The sequence below is a fragment of the Roseomonas sp. SRI_022 genome (assembly GCF_057586215.1).
In genome coordinates this window covers 1-17,271 of the sequence record NZ_JBYCZL010000008.1, presented here as the reverse complement: position 1 = coordinate 17,271, position 17,271 = coordinate 1, and the positions used below count along the sequence as shown (strand labels likewise).

General features: G+C 68.3%; 21 protein-coding genes. 11 read left to right on the top strand and 10 right to left on the bottom strand.

Annotated elements, in window-relative coordinates; all coding sequences use genetic code 11:
* Positions 1-53 precede the first annotated feature (53 nt).
* Positions 54-503, top strand: a complete 450-nt coding sequence (gene ybeY / locus AC2YHJ_RS09690) for an rRNA maturation RNase YbeY (RefSeq protein ID WP_487395646.1) — start codon at positions 54-56, stop codon at positions 501-503.
* Positions 504-657: 154 nt separating this feature from the next.
* A complete protein-coding gene (locus tag AC2YHJ_RS09685) occupies positions 658-1,551 on the top strand; it encodes a hemolysin family protein (protein WP_487395645.1) in 894 nt (297 codons plus the stop codon).
* Between the two features lie 657 nt (positions 1,552-2,208).
* Here the strand turns inward: AC2YHJ_RS09685 and AC2YHJ_RS09680 are convergent.
* The 6 genes from AC2YHJ_RS09680 to AC2YHJ_RS09655 are packed head-to-tail and all read right to left on the bottom strand — an operon-like array spanning position 2,209 to position 6,601.
* Positions 2,209-2,778, bottom strand: a complete 570-nt coding sequence (locus AC2YHJ_RS09680) for a hypothetical protein (protein WP_487395643.1) — start codon at positions 2,776-2,778, stop codon at positions 2,209-2,211.
* Positions 2,775-3,800, bottom strand: coding sequence for an SAM-dependent methyltransferase (locus AC2YHJ_RS09675; protein WP_487395642.1), 1,026 nt, complete (start codon positions 3,798-3,800; stop codon positions 2,775-2,777). Before AC2YHJ_RS09675 ends, AC2YHJ_RS09680 begins: the two co-directional genes overlap by 4 nt.
* Entirely contained in the window at positions 3,797-4,564 is a 768-nt protein-coding gene (locus AC2YHJ_RS09670) for a DUF1295 domain-containing protein (protein WP_487395641.1), read from the bottom strand. The genes AC2YHJ_RS09675 and AC2YHJ_RS09670 overlap by 4 nt, the downstream gene beginning before the upstream one ends.
* Entirely contained in the window at positions 4,561-5,397 is an 837-nt protein-coding gene (locus tag AC2YHJ_RS09665) for an alpha/beta hydrolase (protein WP_487395640.1), read from the bottom strand. Before AC2YHJ_RS09665 ends, AC2YHJ_RS09670 begins: the two co-directional genes overlap by 4 nt.
* 17 nt (positions 5,398-5,414) lie before the next feature.
* Positions 5,415-6,032, bottom strand: a complete 618-nt coding sequence (locus AC2YHJ_RS09660) for a ChrR family anti-sigma-E factor (protein WP_487395639.1) — start codon at positions 6,030-6,032, stop codon at positions 5,415-5,417.
* Positions 6,029-6,601, bottom strand: coding sequence for a sigma-70 family RNA polymerase sigma factor (locus AC2YHJ_RS09655; protein ID WP_487395638.1), 573 nt, complete (start codon positions 6,599-6,601; stop codon positions 6,029-6,031). Before AC2YHJ_RS09655 ends, AC2YHJ_RS09660 begins: the two co-directional genes overlap by 4 nt.
* A gap of 174 nt (positions 6,602-6,775) precedes the next feature.
* Here AC2YHJ_RS09655 and AC2YHJ_RS09650 point away from each other — a divergent pair, with 174 nt between their 5' ends.
* From AC2YHJ_RS09650 to AC2YHJ_RS09630, 5 genes are read left to right on the top strand one after another with little or no spacing between them, the layout of a single operon-like run.
* Entirely contained in the window at positions 6,776-8,089 is a 1,314-nt protein-coding gene (locus tag AC2YHJ_RS09650; RefSeq protein ID WP_487395636.1) for an NAD(P)/FAD-dependent oxidoreductase, read from the top strand.
* Positions 8,086-8,868, top strand: coding sequence for a DUF1365 domain-containing protein (locus AC2YHJ_RS09645; RefSeq protein ID WP_487395635.1), 783 nt, complete (start codon positions 8,086-8,088; stop codon positions 8,866-8,868). Before AC2YHJ_RS09650 ends, AC2YHJ_RS09645 begins: the two co-directional genes overlap by 4 nt.
* The gene (locus tag AC2YHJ_RS09640; RefSeq protein ID WP_487395633.1) at positions 8,865-10,100 is read left to right on the top strand and encodes a class I SAM-dependent methyltransferase; all 1,236 of its coding nucleotides are present in this window, start codon (positions 8,865-8,867) and stop codon (positions 10,098-10,100) included. The genes AC2YHJ_RS09645 and AC2YHJ_RS09640 overlap by 4 nt, the downstream gene beginning before the upstream one ends.
* A complete protein-coding gene (locus AC2YHJ_RS09635; RefSeq protein ID WP_487395632.1) occupies positions 10,097-10,738 on the top strand; it encodes a DUF6134 family protein in 642 nt (213 codons plus the stop codon). The genes AC2YHJ_RS09640 and AC2YHJ_RS09635 overlap by 4 nt, the downstream gene beginning before the upstream one ends.
* A complete protein-coding gene (locus AC2YHJ_RS09630) occupies positions 10,738-11,139 on the top strand; it encodes a DUF2177 family protein (protein WP_487395630.1) in 402 nt (133 codons plus the stop codon). Before AC2YHJ_RS09635 ends, AC2YHJ_RS09630 begins: the two co-directional genes overlap by 1 nt.
* Positions 11,140-11,427: 288 nt before the next feature.
* Here the strand turns inward: AC2YHJ_RS09630 and AC2YHJ_RS09625 are convergent, their stop codons facing one another.
* Genes AC2YHJ_RS09625 through AC2YHJ_RS09610 form a run of 4 tightly spaced genes read right to left on the bottom strand, consistent with a single transcriptional unit; the run spans position 11,428 to position 13,887 of the window.
* Complete coding sequence (locus AC2YHJ_RS09625) at positions 11,428-11,820, bottom strand: hypothetical protein (RefSeq protein ID WP_487395629.1); 393 nt, start codon at positions 11,818-11,820, stop codon at positions 11,428-11,430.
* Positions 11,817-13,172 carry a recombinase family protein gene (locus tag AC2YHJ_RS09620; RefSeq protein WP_487395628.1) on the bottom strand — a complete coding sequence of 452 codons (1,356 nt, stop codon included), beginning with the start codon at positions 13,170-13,172 and terminating at the stop codon, positions 11,817-11,819. Before AC2YHJ_RS09620 ends, AC2YHJ_RS09625 begins: the two co-directional genes overlap by 4 nt.
* On the bottom strand, positions 13,169-13,675 hold the full coding sequence (locus AC2YHJ_RS09615) for a DUF2924 domain-containing protein (protein WP_487395627.1): 507 nt from the start codon (positions 13,673-13,675) through the stop codon (positions 13,169-13,171). Before AC2YHJ_RS09615 ends, AC2YHJ_RS09620 begins: the two co-directional genes overlap by 4 nt.
* Positions 13,672-13,887, bottom strand: coding sequence for a hypothetical protein (locus AC2YHJ_RS09610; protein WP_487395626.1), 216 nt, complete (start codon positions 13,885-13,887; stop codon positions 13,672-13,674). Before AC2YHJ_RS09610 ends, AC2YHJ_RS09615 begins: the two co-directional genes overlap by 4 nt.
* A 41-nt stretch (positions 13,888-13,928) precedes the next feature.
* Here AC2YHJ_RS09610 and AC2YHJ_RS09605 point away from each other — a divergent pair, with 41 nt between their 5' ends.
* The 4 genes from AC2YHJ_RS09605 to AC2YHJ_RS09590 form a co-directional block, all read left to right on the top strand.
* A complete protein-coding gene (locus AC2YHJ_RS09605) occupies positions 13,929-15,188 on the top strand; it encodes a hypothetical protein (RefSeq protein WP_487395625.1) in 1,260 nt (419 codons plus the stop codon).
* Between the two features lie 164 nt (positions 15,189-15,352).
* Positions 15,353-15,553, top strand: coding sequence for a helix-turn-helix transcriptional regulator (locus AC2YHJ_RS09600; RefSeq protein WP_487395623.1), 201 nt, complete (start codon positions 15,353-15,355; stop codon positions 15,551-15,553).
* Positions 15,553-15,774: a hypothetical protein gene (locus tag AC2YHJ_RS09595; RefSeq protein ID WP_487395622.1), complete on the top strand. Its 222-nt coding sequence runs from the start codon at positions 15,553-15,555 to the stop codon at positions 15,772-15,774. The genes AC2YHJ_RS09600 and AC2YHJ_RS09595 overlap by 1 nt, the downstream gene beginning before the upstream one ends.
* The coding region (locus AC2YHJ_RS09590; RefSeq protein WP_487395620.1) for an AAA family ATPase at positions 15,771-17,271 on the top strand (1,501 nt) is incomplete at its 3' end. The genes AC2YHJ_RS09595 and AC2YHJ_RS09590, both read left to right, overlap by 4 nt.

Below are 17,271 nucleotides of genomic sequence, written 5' to 3'. Positions count from 1 at the left end.
GCCGCGGTCGCACATCGGGCGATCAGGCTGGGCTTCGGAACGGATCATCGGAGATGCTGGACATCTCCGTGATCCTGGCGGCGCCAGGCTGGCGCGCCGCCGTGAAGCGGCCCGAGGCGCTGGCGCGCCGGGCCGCCGAGGCCGCCCTGCGCGAGGCGGGGGCGAGCGGCGCGGTCACCGTGCTGCTGACCGACGATGCCGCGGTCAAGCGCCTGAACAGCCAGCACCGCGCCAAGGTGAAGCCGACCAACGTCCTGTCCTTCCCTGCCGGGTTGCCCGGGCAGCTCGGCGATGTCGCGTTGGCACTCGGCGTGGTGCGACGCGAAGCGCGCGAAGCCGGCCGCAAGACCGCCGCGCACCTCGCCCATCTCGTCGCGCATGGCGCGCTGCACCTGGCCGGCCACGACCACCTGGAAGCCGGCGAAGCACGGCGGATGGAACGCGCGGAAGCGCGCGTGATGCGCCGCCTCGGCCTACCCAACCCTTGGCGGGGGGCAACGTGATGCCCGCCGCACGCACCCATCGGCTCGCGGACAGCGAGCCCGGAGCGCACAGCGCGACCGCGCCCAGACTGCCCGCGGCCCCCGGCACGACAGCGCGGGGCGCGAAGCCAAGCCGGGCGGATGCGCGGCGCCCGGCGTCTGAGGGTCAAGCAAGGTGAGCGACCTATCGGGCAAACCGGGCCTGTTCTGGAAGCTGCAGGGTCTGCTCCGCCGCCGGGAAGCGGAATCCGTCCGCGACCGCGTCGAGGAACTGATCGAGCGCGGCGAGGACAAGCACCACGCCACCGAACTGGACGACAGCGACCTCGACACCCATGAGCGCGCGCTGCTGTCCAACGTGCTGCGCCTGCAGGGCACCACCGCCTACGACGTGATGGTGCCGCGCGCCGACATCATGGCGATGCCCGAGGACTACACGCTCGAACAGGCGATCGCGCTGATCCAGAAGGACGGGCACAGCCGCTACCCGATCTATCGCGAAAGCCTCGACGACATCGCGGGCATGGTCCACATCAAGGACGTCTTCGCCGCGGTCGGATTGAACGCGCCCTTCGACCTCAAGGCGGTGATGCGCAAGCCGCTCTTCGTGGTGCCGTCCATCCCGGTGCTCGACCTGCTGCTGCAGATGCGCCAGTCGCGCATCCACATGGCGCTGGTGGTGGACGAATACGGCGGCATCGACGGCCTCATCACCATCGAGGACCTGGTCGAGACCATCGTCGGCGACATCTCCGACGAGCACGACGAAGACGCCGCCCCGCACATGACGGAACGCCCGGACGGGACGATCGAACTCGACGCCCGCACCCCGGTCGAAACCTTCGAAGCCAAGCTCGGCCAGGTTCTGACCGACGAGGAACGCGCCGCCGACATCGACACCGTGGGCGGCCTCGTCTTCACCCTGGCCGGACGCGTCCCAGCCAAGGGCGAACTCATCTCCCACCCGTCAGGGCTGGAATTCCGCGTCCTCGACGCCGACCCCCGCCGCATCCGCCGCCTGCGCGTGCGACGGCCGGGCAGCGAACCGCACCGCGCGGCGGCCGAGTAGGCACGACGGGCGGCGAGGATGAGGCGGGTCGCGATCGGGGGGCCTGCCCCCCGGACCCCCCGCTGGGAGCATACGTGCCCCCAGACCCGCGAGAACTTCATGGCCGGATTGGGGGAGGGGCACAGCGCGCCCTTGATGACGGGCGTACCCTTGAGCCCCTCCCCCAATCCGGCCATCAACAGCCCCTGGGTCTGGGGGGCGGTTGCCCTCCAGCGGGAGGGTTCGGGAGCCTACACACCCTTATACCGAACCATCGTCTGACCACCCCCTCGGGGTCGACGGTTCGAATCCCGTCCGCTGCTCCAATTTTCTCTCTCACAACCTGTCTCTCTTGGTCAGGGCACCGCGCTGAGGCGCAGGTTTGGCCGCGGTTTGCGCCTCGACCTTAATGGTTCGAGGGAGCAACTACCGCCCAATTTCGGCCGGAGAGAGCGGAAAGTCTCCGAACCTTGAGGGTAAGGCGATTCTACCCGCAAGCTTAGATAGTTGAATTTCCACAAGATTTTTCCGAACCCACCGGCGAAATTCAGTAATCTGATTGCCCCAGCAATGTTGCGTTGCAGCGAATCGTTGATCGACACCCGCGCTTGGCTGCGCAGGTCTGGCGCCATCACTCCCGCTGAGCTGGGCGTCCCATGGACTCTGAGGCTGGCGTCACTACGCCCTTCCAGTTGGCGGTCCGCGCGCACCGTCGTCCGCCAGTAGGCACGCCATCCTAAAGGCAACGAACGCGATAAGCGCCCCGGCGCTCAAGCTGTTCAGGGACACCAATGCCATCTGGCTGCCCGCTTCGAGTTCCGATATCGGAGTCCAGGGCCATTGAAGCAGCAGTTGCTGAACCATCAGCCCGGCGCCCACGAGAAACAGTGTGACTCGCTTCTCGCGCCAGCACAGCGTGGCCAGCACCATGCAAGGAAACAGAAACGCGCCCACGCCCGTGCCGGTGCCGAGCATCGCCGCCGTCCATACGGTATTCCCGATGCCGACGCCCGGAAGTGCCGCGCGCGCCGCAGCCGAGCTCCGGCGGGAGAGCCAGGGCAAGGCGAGAAAGAACGGGCTCGCCGCCATGGTCGCGAGCGCCGCCGGCCCCGCTTCCGGTACCAGCCACCAGACATAGAGCGGATAGAAGGGCCCATTCGATCCCACCAGAAACGCGACAGTGTTCGCCAGCCGCGTCGCCGGGTCAGGATGATCGACGTAGGCGCCCAGGCGCACGGAGAGGCTCACATCGGCCGCAGCCGGTAGTGGCTGACGCCCCATTCCGTGCCGCCCTTTGTCCCGAACAAGCCGGCCGTGGCGAGGAAGAACAGCCGCCAGCGTCGGCGCCATAGCATCCAGTCCCTACCATAGGTCTCTTGCAGGGCCGCCTCGATCGTCCCGGCATTCGCATCGAAGCGCGCAATCCAGTCGAGCGCCGTGCGCTCGTAGTGCGTGCCGGACCAGCGCCATTCGGCCTCGACCGCGAAGGGCTCGGCGACATGGCGGATCAGGTTGTGGCTCGGCATGATGCCGCCGGTGAAGAAATGCTGCGCGATCCAGTCCGCGCGGTCGGTGTGGTCGAAGCGATATGGCGTCGCCTCATGGCTGAAGACGTGCAGGAAGAGCCGGCCGTCGAGCCGCAGCCAGCCATGGATGTTGGCAAGGAGCTGTGGCCAGTTCGACATGTGCTCGAACATCTCGACCGAGACGACGCGGTCGAAGCGATGCTCGGTCGCGAAGCGGTTCATGTCGGCGGTGATGACCTCAACGTTCAGCAATCCGCGCCGCGCCGCTTGGCGCTCGATGTGCTCACGCTGCGGGGCGGAGTTGGAAATCGCCGTGATGCGCGACGCCGGAAAGCGTTCGGCCATCCACAGCGTCAGGGATCCCCAGCCGCAGCCGAGCTCGAGGATGTCCTGCCCGTCGGCGAGGTCGGCATGGGCGGCGGTCTCGGCGAGTGCGAGTTCCTCGGCCTGCGCGAGCGTGGTCTCGGCGTCGGGATAGAGACTGCAGGAATATTTGAGGCGCGGACCGAGAACCTGTTCGAAGAAGGCCGGCGGCAGCTCGTAGTGCTGCGCGTTCACGTCCACCGGAAACAAGGCGATCGGATGGGTGCGCATCGCCTCGGCGAAGGCGCGCTCGGTCCCAGCGGGTGTGTTGCGCAGGCGGCGCGCGGTGCGCCCGACGAGCGCGGTGATGCCGGCGCGCATCACGCCATCCGGCAGTGGCACGCGCTCGGCGGCAGAGACTGCGGCGGCGACGAGGCTCATGACGACCATCCCTTCGGCAGTGGCAGGAATGCGCTGACGCGCTGCTGATAGGCGCGATAGGCGTTGCCGCGGCTGCGCAGCATCTGCGCCTCGAGCGGCGGGATACCGGAGATGTACACCAGCAGCCAGTACATGAAGGCCGGCCCGATCAGCGCCAGCCAGGCCCAGCCGGCCCCGATGGCCAGCAGCGGATAGGCCCACCAGTGCAGCCACTCGAAGACGTAGTTCGGGTGGCGCGAATAGGCCCAGAGCCCGGTGTCGCACACGCGCCCGCGATTGTCCGGGTCGGACCGGAAGGCCTGCAACTGCCGGTCGGCCACGCCTTCGCCCGTGAAGGCGAGCAGCGAAACAGCCACCGCCGCGACGTCGAGCCAGCCTATCGCGCGCGGGGAGGCGGCGGCGAGCAGCACCGGCACCAGCAGCAACGCCGCGGCGCCCGCCTGGATCTGCAGGAAGCCGAACATGCGTGGCTCGAAGGCGTCGCCCCATTCCTTGCGGAAATGCGCGTAGCGCGAATCCTCCGGCGCGCCGCGGGTGCGCGCGACGATGTGTCCGCCGAGCCGGATCGCCCAGGCGCCGATCAGCCCGGCCACGAGGTATCGCCGTGGCCCGGTGCCGCCCAGGATGGCGACGCCGATCCCAGCCGCGCCGAGGCCGAAGGTCCAGAAGGCATCGGCCCAGCCGGCGTTGCGCAGGCGCCGCTGCACCCACCATGCCGCAGCCATGACGATGCAGAGGAAGAGCGCGGCGACGAGCAGGATCATGCCGTCGCCTCCGCGACGAAGCGCAGCACGTCGTGCCGCACGGGGGCCAGGAAGCGCAGCTCCGGGGCGAAGGCGCCGAGGATCTCCCTGTGGCCGATGCCCGGATAGGTCACCGACTGCACGTCGTTGCCGGTGGCACGCAGCCGTGCCGTGAGCCGCGCGGTGTTGCGTGGCAGCACCGTCGAATCCTGGTCACCCGTCGCCAGCAGCATCGGCGGCGCGCCCGGATGCGCGTAGTTCACCGGCTGGGAGGCCGGCCATTCCCGCTCCGGCCCGAAGATCGCACGCAGGGTCGGATCGCGGAGCGGGAGGAAATCGTAGGGTCCGGCCAGCCCCACCACGCCGCGCAACGCGCTGTCCGGCCGCAGCCCCTCGCCGGCCAGGTAATCGCCGTCGAGCGCGAGCAGCGTCGCCATCTGCGCCCCGGCCGAATGGCCCATCAGCACGATGCGGGCGGCGTCGCCGCCATGGGCCGCCGCATTGGCGCGCGCCCAGGCCAGCGCCCGCGCCGCGTCATGCATGAAGGCCGGGAAGCGCACATCCGGCCAGACGCGGTAGTCGGGAACCATGCACACGACGCCGCCCCCGGCGAGCGAGGTGCCGAGGAAGCGGTACATGCCGCGCTCACCGCTGTCCCATGACCCGCCGTAGAGGAACAGGATGACGGGCGCGCCCACCGCATCCTTGGGCGCATAGACGTCGATGCCGTGCCGGGCGCCGCCGGCATAGGCGAGGCCCGTCGTCTCCCGCACATCAGCGCGTGGCGCTAGGGCATTGAGCACCGTCACGGGCGAACAGGCCCCGACCGCCAGCGCGCCCAATGCAGCAAGCATCGGCCGGCGCTCCACGCTCAGATGCCGAAGACCGGCTGCACGATGCGCGCCAGCCAGGAATGGGCCCGCAGCCGTCCGGTCGTCGCGATCAAGCAGACGCACTCCCGCCCGGTGTCGAGCGCAGTCGGCTGGTGCTCCAGTCCCTCGTCGCCCTCGGCGACGTCGCCTGCGTGGTACTCGCCGGTCTCGTCGCCGAAGGCACCCTGCAGGACGCAGGTGATCTCATCGCCGGTATGCCCATGGCCGGGCAGTGCGATGCCGGGCGCCACGCGGATCAGGTCGAGCCGCGCATCCTGCCGATCGCGCCGGATCAGCGGCATGAGGCGTATGCCGGGCCCGAGCCACCACCAGCGTCCGGTCGCGAAGTCGTCGACGGTGACCTGCACGCGGGCGGGGGGCGCGGCGCGTTCAGTCTCGCCGAGCTGCGCGAGGGTACGCGACAGCGCGTCCCCGGCCATCGCCGCCGCCGGCGCCTCCTCGAGCATCGCGCCACCCAGGGCGGTGGCCAGGCGCACGGTGCCGCGGCAGTCGCCGCACATCGCGAGGTGCGTCCGGATGACGATGCTGTGGGGGGCAGGCAGGGTGCCGGCCGCATAGGCCAGCAGTATCGCCTCGGAGGGATGGCGGCGGATCATCGCAGGTCGTCCAGAAGGGACCGCAGCCGAGCCATGGCCAGGCGCAGGCGGGATTTCACGGTGCCGAGCGGAATGCCGAGGCTGCGCTCGATCTCCGCATGCGGCCGGTCGTCGAAGAAGGAGAGGTGGATCACCTCGGCCTGCTCGGCCGGAAGGCACGCAAGAGCCTCCCGCAGGCGCGCGGCATGCTGGCCGAATTCGAGGATTCGGTCGGCGGCCGGCGGCGGATCGGGCTCCTCCGCCATCAGTTCGAGCTGCGGTACGAGCCGGTCGCGCCGGACCGCGTCGATGCGAAGGTTGCGTGCGATGGTGAAGATCCAGGCAGCCGCGCCGCCGAGCGCGGGATCGAACTGGTCGGCCCGGCGCCAGGCCGTCAGCAGCGTCTCCTGCGCCAGTTCCTCCGCCTGCGCATCTGGCAGGCCGAGGCGGAGAAGGTAGCCCTTCACCCGCGGGGCGAAATGCGCGAACAGCGCAGCGAAGGCAGCGCGATCGCCGCGCGAGGCGATCGCCGCGAGCAGCGCGGCGCCGTCCGTGGGTGGCATCGCGCCCGGCACCGTGCCCTCCGTCATGGCAACGGCCCCCCGGCGGCTCGGATCCCGGCCCTGATTGTGCAGCAGGTCAATCATCACCCCTTGAAACGAAGTGGAACGCGGATTGGATCACCGGAAGTGTCGGGTGATCCAACAGCGCCCTCCAAGCGTTTCCATCGCGAGCACAGGCGGGGTGGGAGCTGGGATCGACGCATGGCAGGGGATCAACGCAAGCGTGTGGCAGTGATCGGCACGGGAATCGCCGGTCTCTCGGCGGCCTGGCTACTGTCCCGCGCACATGAGGTCACGGTGTACGAGCGGGCCGTTCGCCCCGGCGGGCATAGTCGGACGGTGGACGTGGCCGGAACCCCGGTCGATATGGGCTTCATTGTCTACAACGAGGCCACCTATCCTAATCTCGTTGCGCTCTTCCGCCATCTCGATGTCGAGACCCAGGCGTCGGACATGTCCTTCGCGGTCTCCCTCGACGGCGGCCGGCTGGAATATGCGGGCACCAACCTGCGGGGGCTGCTCGCGCAGCCGGCCAATGCGCTTCGGCCGCGCTTCTGGTCCATGCTGCGCGACCTCATGCGCTTCTATCGGTCGGCCCCGGGCGACGCCGCGGCGCTGGAGCGGGACCTTACCAGCCTCGACGCCTACCTGGCGCGGGAGGGTTACGGCCCGGGCTTCGTGCAAGACCATCTGCTGCCCATTGCGGCGGCGATCTGGTCCACTCCGGCCGCCGAGGTCGGCGCCTACCCCGCGACCGCCTTCATCCGGTTCTGCGAGAACCACGGCCTGCTGAAGCTGCGCGATCGGCCGGTCTGGCGCACCGTGACGGGGGGCAGCCGCGCCTATGTGCAGCGCCTCACCGCGCCGCTCGGGGGCCGCATCCGCCTGGGCTGCGGCGTCTCTGCCATTCGGCGGGAGGAGGACGCGGTGCTGGTGCGGGCAGAGGACGGCACGGCCGAGCGCTACGATGACGTGGTGATCGCGACCCACGCGCCGCAGGCGCTGGCGATGCTCGACGATCCCTCGGACAGCGAGCGCGCGCTGCTCGGCGCCCTGCGCACGGCGCCCAATCGCGTGGTGCTGCACCGCGATCCACGGTTCATGCCGCGCCGACGCGCCGCCTGGGCGAGCTGGAACTACCTCGGCCGTGCCGACGGCGCCCTCAGCGTCACCTACTGGATGGACCTGCTGCAGGACCTGCCGAGCGACTGCGGCCCGCACTTCGTGACGCTCAATCCGATGGAGGAGCCCGCGCAGATCCTGCACGAGGAATGCTTCTCCCATCCGCAGTTCGATGCCGCCGCGATCCGCGCACAGCGCGGGCTCTGGTCGCTGCAGGGCACGCGCCGCACCTGGTACTGCGGCGCCTGGTTCGGTGCAGGATTCCACGAGGACGGCCTGCAGGCCGGCCTCGCCGTTGCGGAGCAGCTCGGCGGCGTCCGGCGCCCCTGGTCGGTGCTGGCGGGGTCCTCGCGCATTCACGCGCCCGTGCCGGCGGGTCTGGCTGTCGCATGACGGAATCCGCGCTCTATGCCGGCGCCGTCGTGCATGCCCGGCTGCGGCCGGTGCGGCATCGGCTGCGCTATCGCATGCTGAACATGCTGCTCGACCTCGACGAGTTGCCGGTGCTCGACCGGCGCCTCACGCTGTTCGGCCACAACAGGCGGGCGCTGTTCTCCTTCCACGACGCGGACCATGGCGACGGCAGCGCGACGCCGCTGCGCGCGCAGGTCGAGGCACTGCTGCGCGCGGCCGGGATCGAGCCCATGCGCGGGCGGATCGGTGTGCTGTGCATGCCACGCGTGCTCGGCATGGTGTTCAACCCGCTCACCGTCTACTTCTGCTACGCCGCCGACGGCGCCCTGCGGGCGATGCTTTACGAGGTGAACAACACCTTCGGCCAGCGGCATTCGTATTTGATCCCTGTGACGCACTCGATCGACGGCGCGCTGCGGCAGCATTGCGACAAGCGATTCTACGTCTCGCCCTTCATGGAGATGGGCCTGTCTTACCGCTTCCGCATATCACTGCCGGGCGAGGCGCTGAGCCTCGGCGTCGATGCGCATGATGCCGAAGGGCCGCTGCTCTTCGCCGCCTTCACCGGACGGCGGCGGGAGCTGACCGATGCCGGGCTGCTTGGCGCCTTCCTCGCCCATCCGCTTCTCGCCGCCCGCGTGCTCGGCGGCATCCATTGGGAGGCCCTGAAGCTGTGGCGGAAGGGGCTGCGGCTGCGTCCGCGCCCGGCGCCACCCGCGGCGCCCGTGACCATCACCAGCCAGGGACACAGCCGATGAGCCAGGCCTTGCCCATCCCGCGCCTCGCGGCACCGATCGCCAGCCTCGCGGGGCTGCGCACGCTGCCGCTGCGCCGCGTCATGGCGGGGCTGAAGCGCGGCAGCCTCGAAGTGACAACGCCCGAAGGGCCGCGCGTCGCCCATCGCGCCCCGCTGCCGGGGCCGGAAGCGAGCATCGTCCTGCATCGCTGGCGCGCGCTTCGGCGCCTCGCGCTCGGCGGCGACATTGCTTTCGCCGAGGCCTATGGCGACGGCGACTGGTCGAGTCCCGACCTCGCGACCGTGGTGGAACTGGCCGCGGCGAATGGCCCGGCGCTGGACCGCCGGATCGGCGGCACGGTGCTGTCGCGCCTCGCCAACCGCCTGATGCACCTGCGCCGGACCAACACGCGCACAGGAAGTGCCCGGAACATCATCGCGCACTACGACCTCGGCAACGACTTCTTCGCCGCGTGGCTTGATGCCGGCATGTCCTATTCCTCGGGCCTCTACACCGCGCAGGGGACGACGCTCGAGGAAGCGCAAGCGGCGAAGCAGGACCGGGCCATCGAGCTGATGGACCTGCGGGGCGGCGAAAGCGTGCTCGAGATCGGGATCGGCTGGGGTGGCCTTGCGGAGCGCATCCTCGACGCACATGACGGCGCCTTCACCGGCGTCACCCTCTCGCCCGCTCAGCTCGCCTGGGCGCAGGATCGCCTTGCGTGCAAAGGCCTGGCAACATGGGCGTCGCTGCGGCTGCAGGACTATCGCGACGTGCCCGGGCGCTTCGACCGCATCGTCTCGATCGAGATGCTGGAGGCGGTGGGCGAGGCCTATTGGCCGACCTTCTTCAGCACGCTGCGCGAGCGCCTCACGCCCGGCGGCGTCGCGGTGCTGCAGGTGATCACCATCGCGGAGGAGCGCTTCGCGGCCTACCGCCGCGGTGCTGACTTCATCCAGCGGCACATCTTTCCGGGCGGCATGCTGCCGACGCCGCGCATCATCGGGGAGCAGGCGGCCGCAGCAGGGCTCACGCTCGACCATGAGGAACGCTTCGGAGCGAGCTACGCCCGCACGCTCGCCGACTGGCAGCGTCGCTTCATGCAGGCACAGCAGGAGGTCGCGCATTGTGGCCTCGACGAGCGCTTCCGCCGGCTGTGGCGCTATTACCTCGCCTATTGCGAGGGCGGGTTCCGCGCGGGTGCGATCGATGTCGGCTTCTATCGCCTGCGCCGAGAGGAGGCTGGAGCATGATCTCGCGTCGCTCGATCCTCGCCGGCGCTGCAGTACTGCCGGCGGCGCCGTCCCTCGCGGCCCTGCCGATTCCGCCGGCACGGCGGCTCGGCTTCCGGGTGGTCCGAGACGGCAGCGCCATCGGCCAGCATGCCCTGACCTTCGAGGGCGGGGGCGCCCGCCTCGTCGTGCGCATCGCGGTGGACCTCGCGGTGGGCTTCGGCCGCATCACGTTCTATCGCTACCGTCACCGCGCCACCGAGACGTGGGAAGACGGGCAGGTCGTCGCTTTCGAGGCAGAGACCAACGACGATGGCAGCGTCAGCACCATTGCGATGCGGCGTCAGGGCGAAACCCTGGCGGTGGAAAGCAGCCGCGCCGGCCGCTATATCGCCCCGCCCGGCGCCATGCCCGCAACGCACTGGAATCGCCGCATGCTCGATGGTCCCTTCATCAACACCCAGACCGGCGCGGTGATGCGGCCGACGGTTACGCCCGAAGGCGCGGGGCCGCTGCCATGGGCGCCGCAACGCCGCGGCACGCGCTTCGTGCTCAGGGGCGATGTCGACCTTGAGACCTGGTACGACGCGACGCCCGCATGGCTCGGCCTGCGTTTTCGCGGCAGCGACGGATCCGCCATCCACTATGAGATCGCCTGATGCCGGAACTCCTTCGCATCTACCTGGCCAGCGGCTTCGTGATGCTGGCGATCGATTCCGTGTGGCTGACGCTGACTGCGGAGCCGCTCTACCGCGCTCGGATCGGCCACTTGATGCGAGAAGACGGCTTCCTGCTGGCGCCCGCCATCGCGTTCTACCTGCTCTACCTACTCGGCATCCTGCTGCTCGCGCAGCGACCGGCAGAGAACTGGAAAGGCGCGGCGTGGCGGGGCGCGGTGTTCGGCCTGTGCGCCTATGCCACCTACGACCTCACCAACCAGGCAACCTTGCGGGACTGGCCGGCCGTCGTAACGGTCATCGATCTAGCCTGGGGCACAATGCTAACGGCGGCCGTTGCGGCGGCCGGCTTCGTGCTTGGAAGAACCCGCCGAATTTCTTGAAGATTGCGCTCGGCGCCACGATGTACTTCGAGCCGTCGCGCGCCCAGATTTTGCGGCCATCGGCGTGCTTTGCGGCACGAAAGGATAGAGGCTCTCAAATTCATGGAGGCACATGTCCTTCAGAATTCAGCCTGGCCAATCTAGGGCCAGCACAGATCTCTCGTCGCCGCAAATACTAGGGAAGTAAGATTCGGCGCTGCTGCTAGGCATTTGGCGCATCATCATGCCGAGCGGTTTATCTGGGTGCGTGAGCCACTTCGAAGATTAAGATCCGATAGCGAGGGATTGCTATCGGTGCTTCATAAGCTCGTGCTGTCGTTCCCAGATTTCGGGAAATGGCTCAAATACCTCCGGCAGCGCCAGGCCACGACAATTGTTGGCGTTCAGCAAGTCCTCCACAATGCTCGGCGCCAGCAGCGTGAGCCGCAGCAGGCTGCCGAGATACCCTCGTTCGATCTTCTCCGCCGACGCCATCTCGGTGATCGTGGCGTAGCGTCCGTCATCGAGCAGCCGCTGATACCGGAACGCTCGAGCAAGCGCCTTCACCAGCGCCGGGTCCGTGCGCGTCGGGATGGTCCCGTCGCTGGCCTCCCACGCCGTCGGCATGACCACCGTCTTCCGCCCCGGCCGCCGCCGGATCTTCAGCGGCACCCGGACCGTGATGCTGGTCGCGGCGGTCACGCCGCGGCCCTCAGCGCCTCGGGCGCGATGGCGCCGAGATCCCTGACCAACCCTGCCAGCCCCTCGACACGGAGCCGGATGTCGGCGCCGCCGGGCCCGACCACCACCTTCTCTACCAGCGCCCGGACGATCCGCGCCTGCTCGGCAGGGAACAGTTCCTCCCACAGCGGATCGAGCCGATGGAGCGCGTCCCTGACCTCGCGTTCGGTGAGCTCGGGCGCCTCCCGTCGTGCCGCGAGCCAGGTGCCGACCACGATCTCCGACTGACGGAGCAACGCTCGGACCTGACTGATGACCGCGCCCTCGATCTGCGCCGCCGAGACGCGCCGGACGAGCCCGTCATCCACGAGCGCGTCGGTCTTCAGCACCCGCTGCGCAACGTAGTAGCAGTAGCGCCGGCCATTCTTCACCGCATGCGTCGGCGATAGCGCCCTTCCGTCTACCCCAAAGATCAGCCCCTTCAGCAGCGCGGGCGCATGCTGTCGGTTCTGCGCGCCCCGAGTTCGTGGGCTCACCTGCAGGATGGCATGCGCCCGGTCCCACAGATCCCGCGGCACGATGCCCTCGTGCTCACCGCGATAGACATTCCCCTTGTGCGTGACCTCCCCGATGTAGGTCCGCAGGTTCAGCGCCTTGTAGACGTCGCCCTTGTCCAGCAGCTTACCGGATCTGCTGGCGATACCCTCGGCCTGCAGCCGACGCACCGTCTCCACGCCGGAGCCGGTCTCGACGAATAGTTCGAACACCCGCCGCACCCGCGCGGCTTCGATCTCGTTCACCACCAGCTTCCGATTGGCGAGGTCGTATCCGAGCGGTACTCGCCCGCCCATCCACATGCCCCGCGCCTTCGACGCCGCCACCTTGTCGCGGATCCGCTCCCCGATGACCTCTCGCTCGAACTGCGCAAAGCTGAGCAGGATGTTCAGCGTCAGCCGCCCCATGCTGGTGGTCGTGTTGAATGACTGCGTGACCGAGACGAAGGTCACGCCATGCGCCTCCATCGTCTCGACTAGCTTGGCGAAGTCCATCAGCGAGCGGGAGAGGCGGTCAATCTTGTAGACCACGATGACGTCGACGAGATCCTGCTCGATATCGGCCAGCAAGCGCTTGAGCGCGGGGCGCTCCAGCGTGCCGCCAGAGAATCCACCATCGTCGTAGCGGTCTCGGACTAGCACCCACCCCTCGGCGCGTTGGCTCGCCACATACGCCTCGCACGCTTCTCGCTGCGCATCGAGGGTGTTGAACTCCTTGTCGAGGCCCTCGTCGGTGGATTTCCTGGTGTAGACAGCGCAGCGGAGCTTCTTTGTGCTCGACGGCATGGTGCCATCGGCAGGGAGCTTGCGGCGGCTCATGCGCCCACCCTCCCCTTCAGCCCGAAGAATGCCCAGCCATTCCACCGCGTGCCCGTGATGTGCCGCGCGATGGCCGACAGGGATCGATACGGCCGCCCCTCATACTCGAAGTCATCGGCGCGGACGGTGACGACATGCTGCACGCCGTCATGCTCGCGGATCAGCCGCGTGCCAGGCAGCGGTCGACTGTCAGCGCGGACCCGCCGCAACACGACATTCCCGCCGTCCAACTGCTCGCCCAGCGCCTCGAGGCGCGCCCGTGTCTCCGGCCTCAGCCCGCCATAGGCCAATTCCTGGATGCGATAGGCGAGCCGGCTGGTGATGTAGCTGCGGCTGAATGGGGGCGGTTCCTTGCCGTAGAGCCGGCGCCACTCATCCTTCAGCTCGGCGATCGGCGCGGTCTGGATCCAAGACAGGCGGCCGAGCACCTGATCGCGGGGCATCGCCGCGATGGGCAGCGCGACAGGCTCGATGGCATCGGAACTGCGGGATCGGCGGGTCATGCGGAAGTCCTCTCCAAGGGGTCCGCATGCACGCTCTGGTGGGCGGAGAAGTGTAGCGAACCCTCTCCCTCAACCCCGAGGTCGCGGTCGAAATCCTCGGTGGTGCGGCTTCGCAGCCGCAGCAGGCCGCGGGCGAGGAGGTCGCAGACCTCGCGCAGGTGGGGCGGGAGGTGCCCCAGCGGGTCGGCGGCCTTGTCCACATTCCGGCGCATCAGGGCGCAATCCTGCGAAATGCGGCATTGATTGCGATATCATGGAGACCATGACACCCGAGTCGATCCCAAGGGTCCTCCCCTTGGCCGCGGCCCTGAGGGCATGGTCGGACCCCGACCTGCTGCGCGCCGTCGAGATGGCCGAAGCGCCATTCACCCCGGACCAATGCGATCAGCATCAACGCCAGTGGCTCGCCGAGATCGTGCATCACCGGAAAATGGGTAAGGAGATGCGCCGGCATGGGCTCGACCCGCGCCTGCACGCCCTTGAGCGCGCTTGGTACGCGCTGTTCGCCCACTTCAGCGGAAAGGTAGCCTCGGGCGAGATCGTGTTGTGGGGATGGATGACGAGGCCGTTCCGTCGTCGCGATCCCGAACCGCTCCCAGCGGCCTCGGCTACCGAGTTGCTTTACTACCCCCGGCAGAACACCATCCTCTTCCGTGAGGATGCGTACTGGGATGTGACGGCCGAACCGGCGGCCAACGCAATCCCGTGCGACGAGAGATTGCGCCAGATGCGCACCACGGCGGGTGCCGTGCCGCTTGTGACTGCGCTGCGCGAATGGACCGATCCGTTGCTGGTGAGTGAGGTGTGCCGCCACGAGCGGGATCACACCGAATACGAGATAGCTGGATTCCCCATGTACCCGCTGTTGTGCGACGTTCAGGATCTGGCAAAGCCGTCCGATCGCCGGTGGACGCTTGGACCGCCGGACTTCACTCGACTGCTGCGTGCCTGGGAGGCACTTGAGGACGACTTCCGGGCTCGTTTGGTCCGCGGCGAGTTCCGCCTGCAGGGCGTCATGGCAAAGCCCCGTCGCGAGTTGGAGGCAACGCTTGTGCCTGGTGTCTGGGCCGCCGACTTCGTCTTCGACTTTCAGCGCGGCACGGTGAGTTTTGATGACGCCCGGTACCTCGCCGTGACAGTAAGCTATGGCGCCGGAGAGCAGAGGGCCGAGATCCCTGACGATCCGAGTGCAGCGCCGAACGGCGCGCTCGGCGACCAGGCGACGGAGACCGCGGCCGCAGGGGTGAAGCAGCATCTGGGAGGCAGGAAGAACACGAGGATTGTCGTCGAGGAGGCCCTCCGCGCGCACTGGGATGACCTCTTCCGGAACGGAGCGCCCCAAGACCCTGGCCCATGGACCGCATTCGCGGCTCGATTGATCAAGCGCGTCGGGACGTCGGGCCATGAGCGCAGGATCGGATTTCCGAAGGAGGAGACGGTTCGTAAGCATCTCCCGGAGATTTACGCTCGGCTGCTGGTCGAAAAAGGCGAAATTGCACCAAACGACCAATAAACCAGAGCCTACCGGCGGCCCGTGAAAATGGCGAATTTCCAGGGCATACCGATGATCATTCCGACGAAATTGAGCAATTGACCAATTAACCAGCAACCAGGGGATTTTCGACCAATCAACCAGACTACCTGCGCGGCATCACTGCAGTCCGCGAGGTGCCGCGCATGTCTACCGTTCTCCGTTCACCGCCAATCCGCCTTGGTCAGAACGAACTCGCCCGCCGTTGGAACATCAGCCCGCGCACGTTGGAGCGCTGGCGCTGGCTGAAGCTGGGGCCGCCCTATCTCAAGCTCGGAGGCCGAGTTGCCTATCGGCTCGAGGACATCGAGGCGTTTGAAGTCGAGCAGCTGCGGGGCGTGTCGTGATGGACGCCGCGTCCGCCGCCGCGATGTCCGATCCGGATGTGAACACGCACTTCCGCCGCCGTTGGAATGACCCAGGTGCGGATGCCCCGGCCTCCGTGCCGTGCCCTGTTGCCACTGCCATCGGCACGCTGGGCATTGCGCTGCAGGACGCCCTCATCCGCCGTCGCGTCGCCGAGCAGGATCAGGCGGCCGCCGCCAACAATGGCGATCCGCCGCGATGAACGCCGAGCCCCCCCTTCAGGCGGATCGGGACGAGCTCGAGCGCTTCGTTGGTGCGCTATTCCGCTACGCCGACGACGGCAGCTACGTCTCCCTCCGATCGTTCTACGACGATGCCGACCAGGTCTTCCGCATCCAGGCTCATCGCCTCGCCGCGGAACGCCAGCACCTCGTCGATGCCGCCTGCGACCTCGCCACCCGGGCGGCCCGGGAGAAGCGTCCGGTTGTCTTCGCGCCGCCGATCGCCACCTTCCGGACCGCCGTTCAGGCGACAGAATCCAACCTGCACAACGGCCTCACTCTCAGTGTGGAATGCGACAGCCAGCCCGAGGAAGCGCGGCAGATCCTGGAGCAACTCCTCGGGCCGGCGACCGTCGTTGTCGCCAGTGGCGGTGAATGGCCCGATGCGGACGGAGTCATGCAGCCGAAACTGCATCTGCACTGGCGCCTGACCGAGCCGACGCGCGAGGAGGCGTCTCACGCCAAGCTGAAGCTGTGCCGCACCATGGCGAAGGACCTGGTCGGCGGCGACAGCACCAGCAACCCCATGGTGCATCCGATGCGCTGGCCCGGCTCGTGGCACCGGAAGGCGTCGCCGCGGCTCTGCCGCATCATCGCCGAGACCGAGCATGAACTCGACCTCGATGATGCCGAACAGCGGCTTCGCGAGGCATGGACGGTGTTCGAGGCCACGCGACCGAAGACCGATGACAAGCCGCAGGACGCGCCGAACGAGGGAGAGCCGCGGGATTCGCGCGAACTCGTCAGGGCGATCACCTCCGGTGCCGACTACCACGCGCCAATTGCCGCCCTCGCCATGCGATACCTCAAGGGAGGCATGGCCGACGCGCAGGCGGTGCTGACGCTGCAGGGCATCATGCAGGGCGTCCCAGAGTCCGTCCGCGATATCAAGGATGGCGTGTCGCATCCGTTCCGTTGGCAGTCCCGCTACAACGACATTTCCCGTGCCGTCAGCACGGCCCGGGCGGAGATCGAGGCGGATAAGGCCAAGGCCACATCGGACGATGTGTTCGCGGCGGCGCGGATCGGGGAGTTCCGGCTCGACGCCATGACCGCCGGGCTGCCCCCACCGCAGGAGTTCCTGCTGACCCCGTTGATGCCGCTGGGAAAGGTCGGCCTGATCTTCGGCGCAGGTGGCATCGGAAAGTCGCTGGTCGCCCTTGCGCTGTGCCTTCTGGTCGCCATCCGGGGCAGGTTTGGCGAGGTCGCGCTCGGCGGCTTCTCGATCCTGGGCGGCCACATTCCGCTGGAAGCCGCAGGCGCCAGTGTCTTCCTCACGCTGGAGGACGACACGGCGGAGATCCATCGCCGGGTGGCGTCGCTGGATCCGCAGAACCGTCGCGATGGCGCGCCTTGTTTCGTCATCCCTGCTCTGGATGTTTCCGGCTTCGACCCCGCGCTGGTTGTTGCGGAAGGGCGTCTCGCGGCGCTGACGGCATTCGCCATCGACGGTCTTGACCGTCTGCTGACCAACGTCG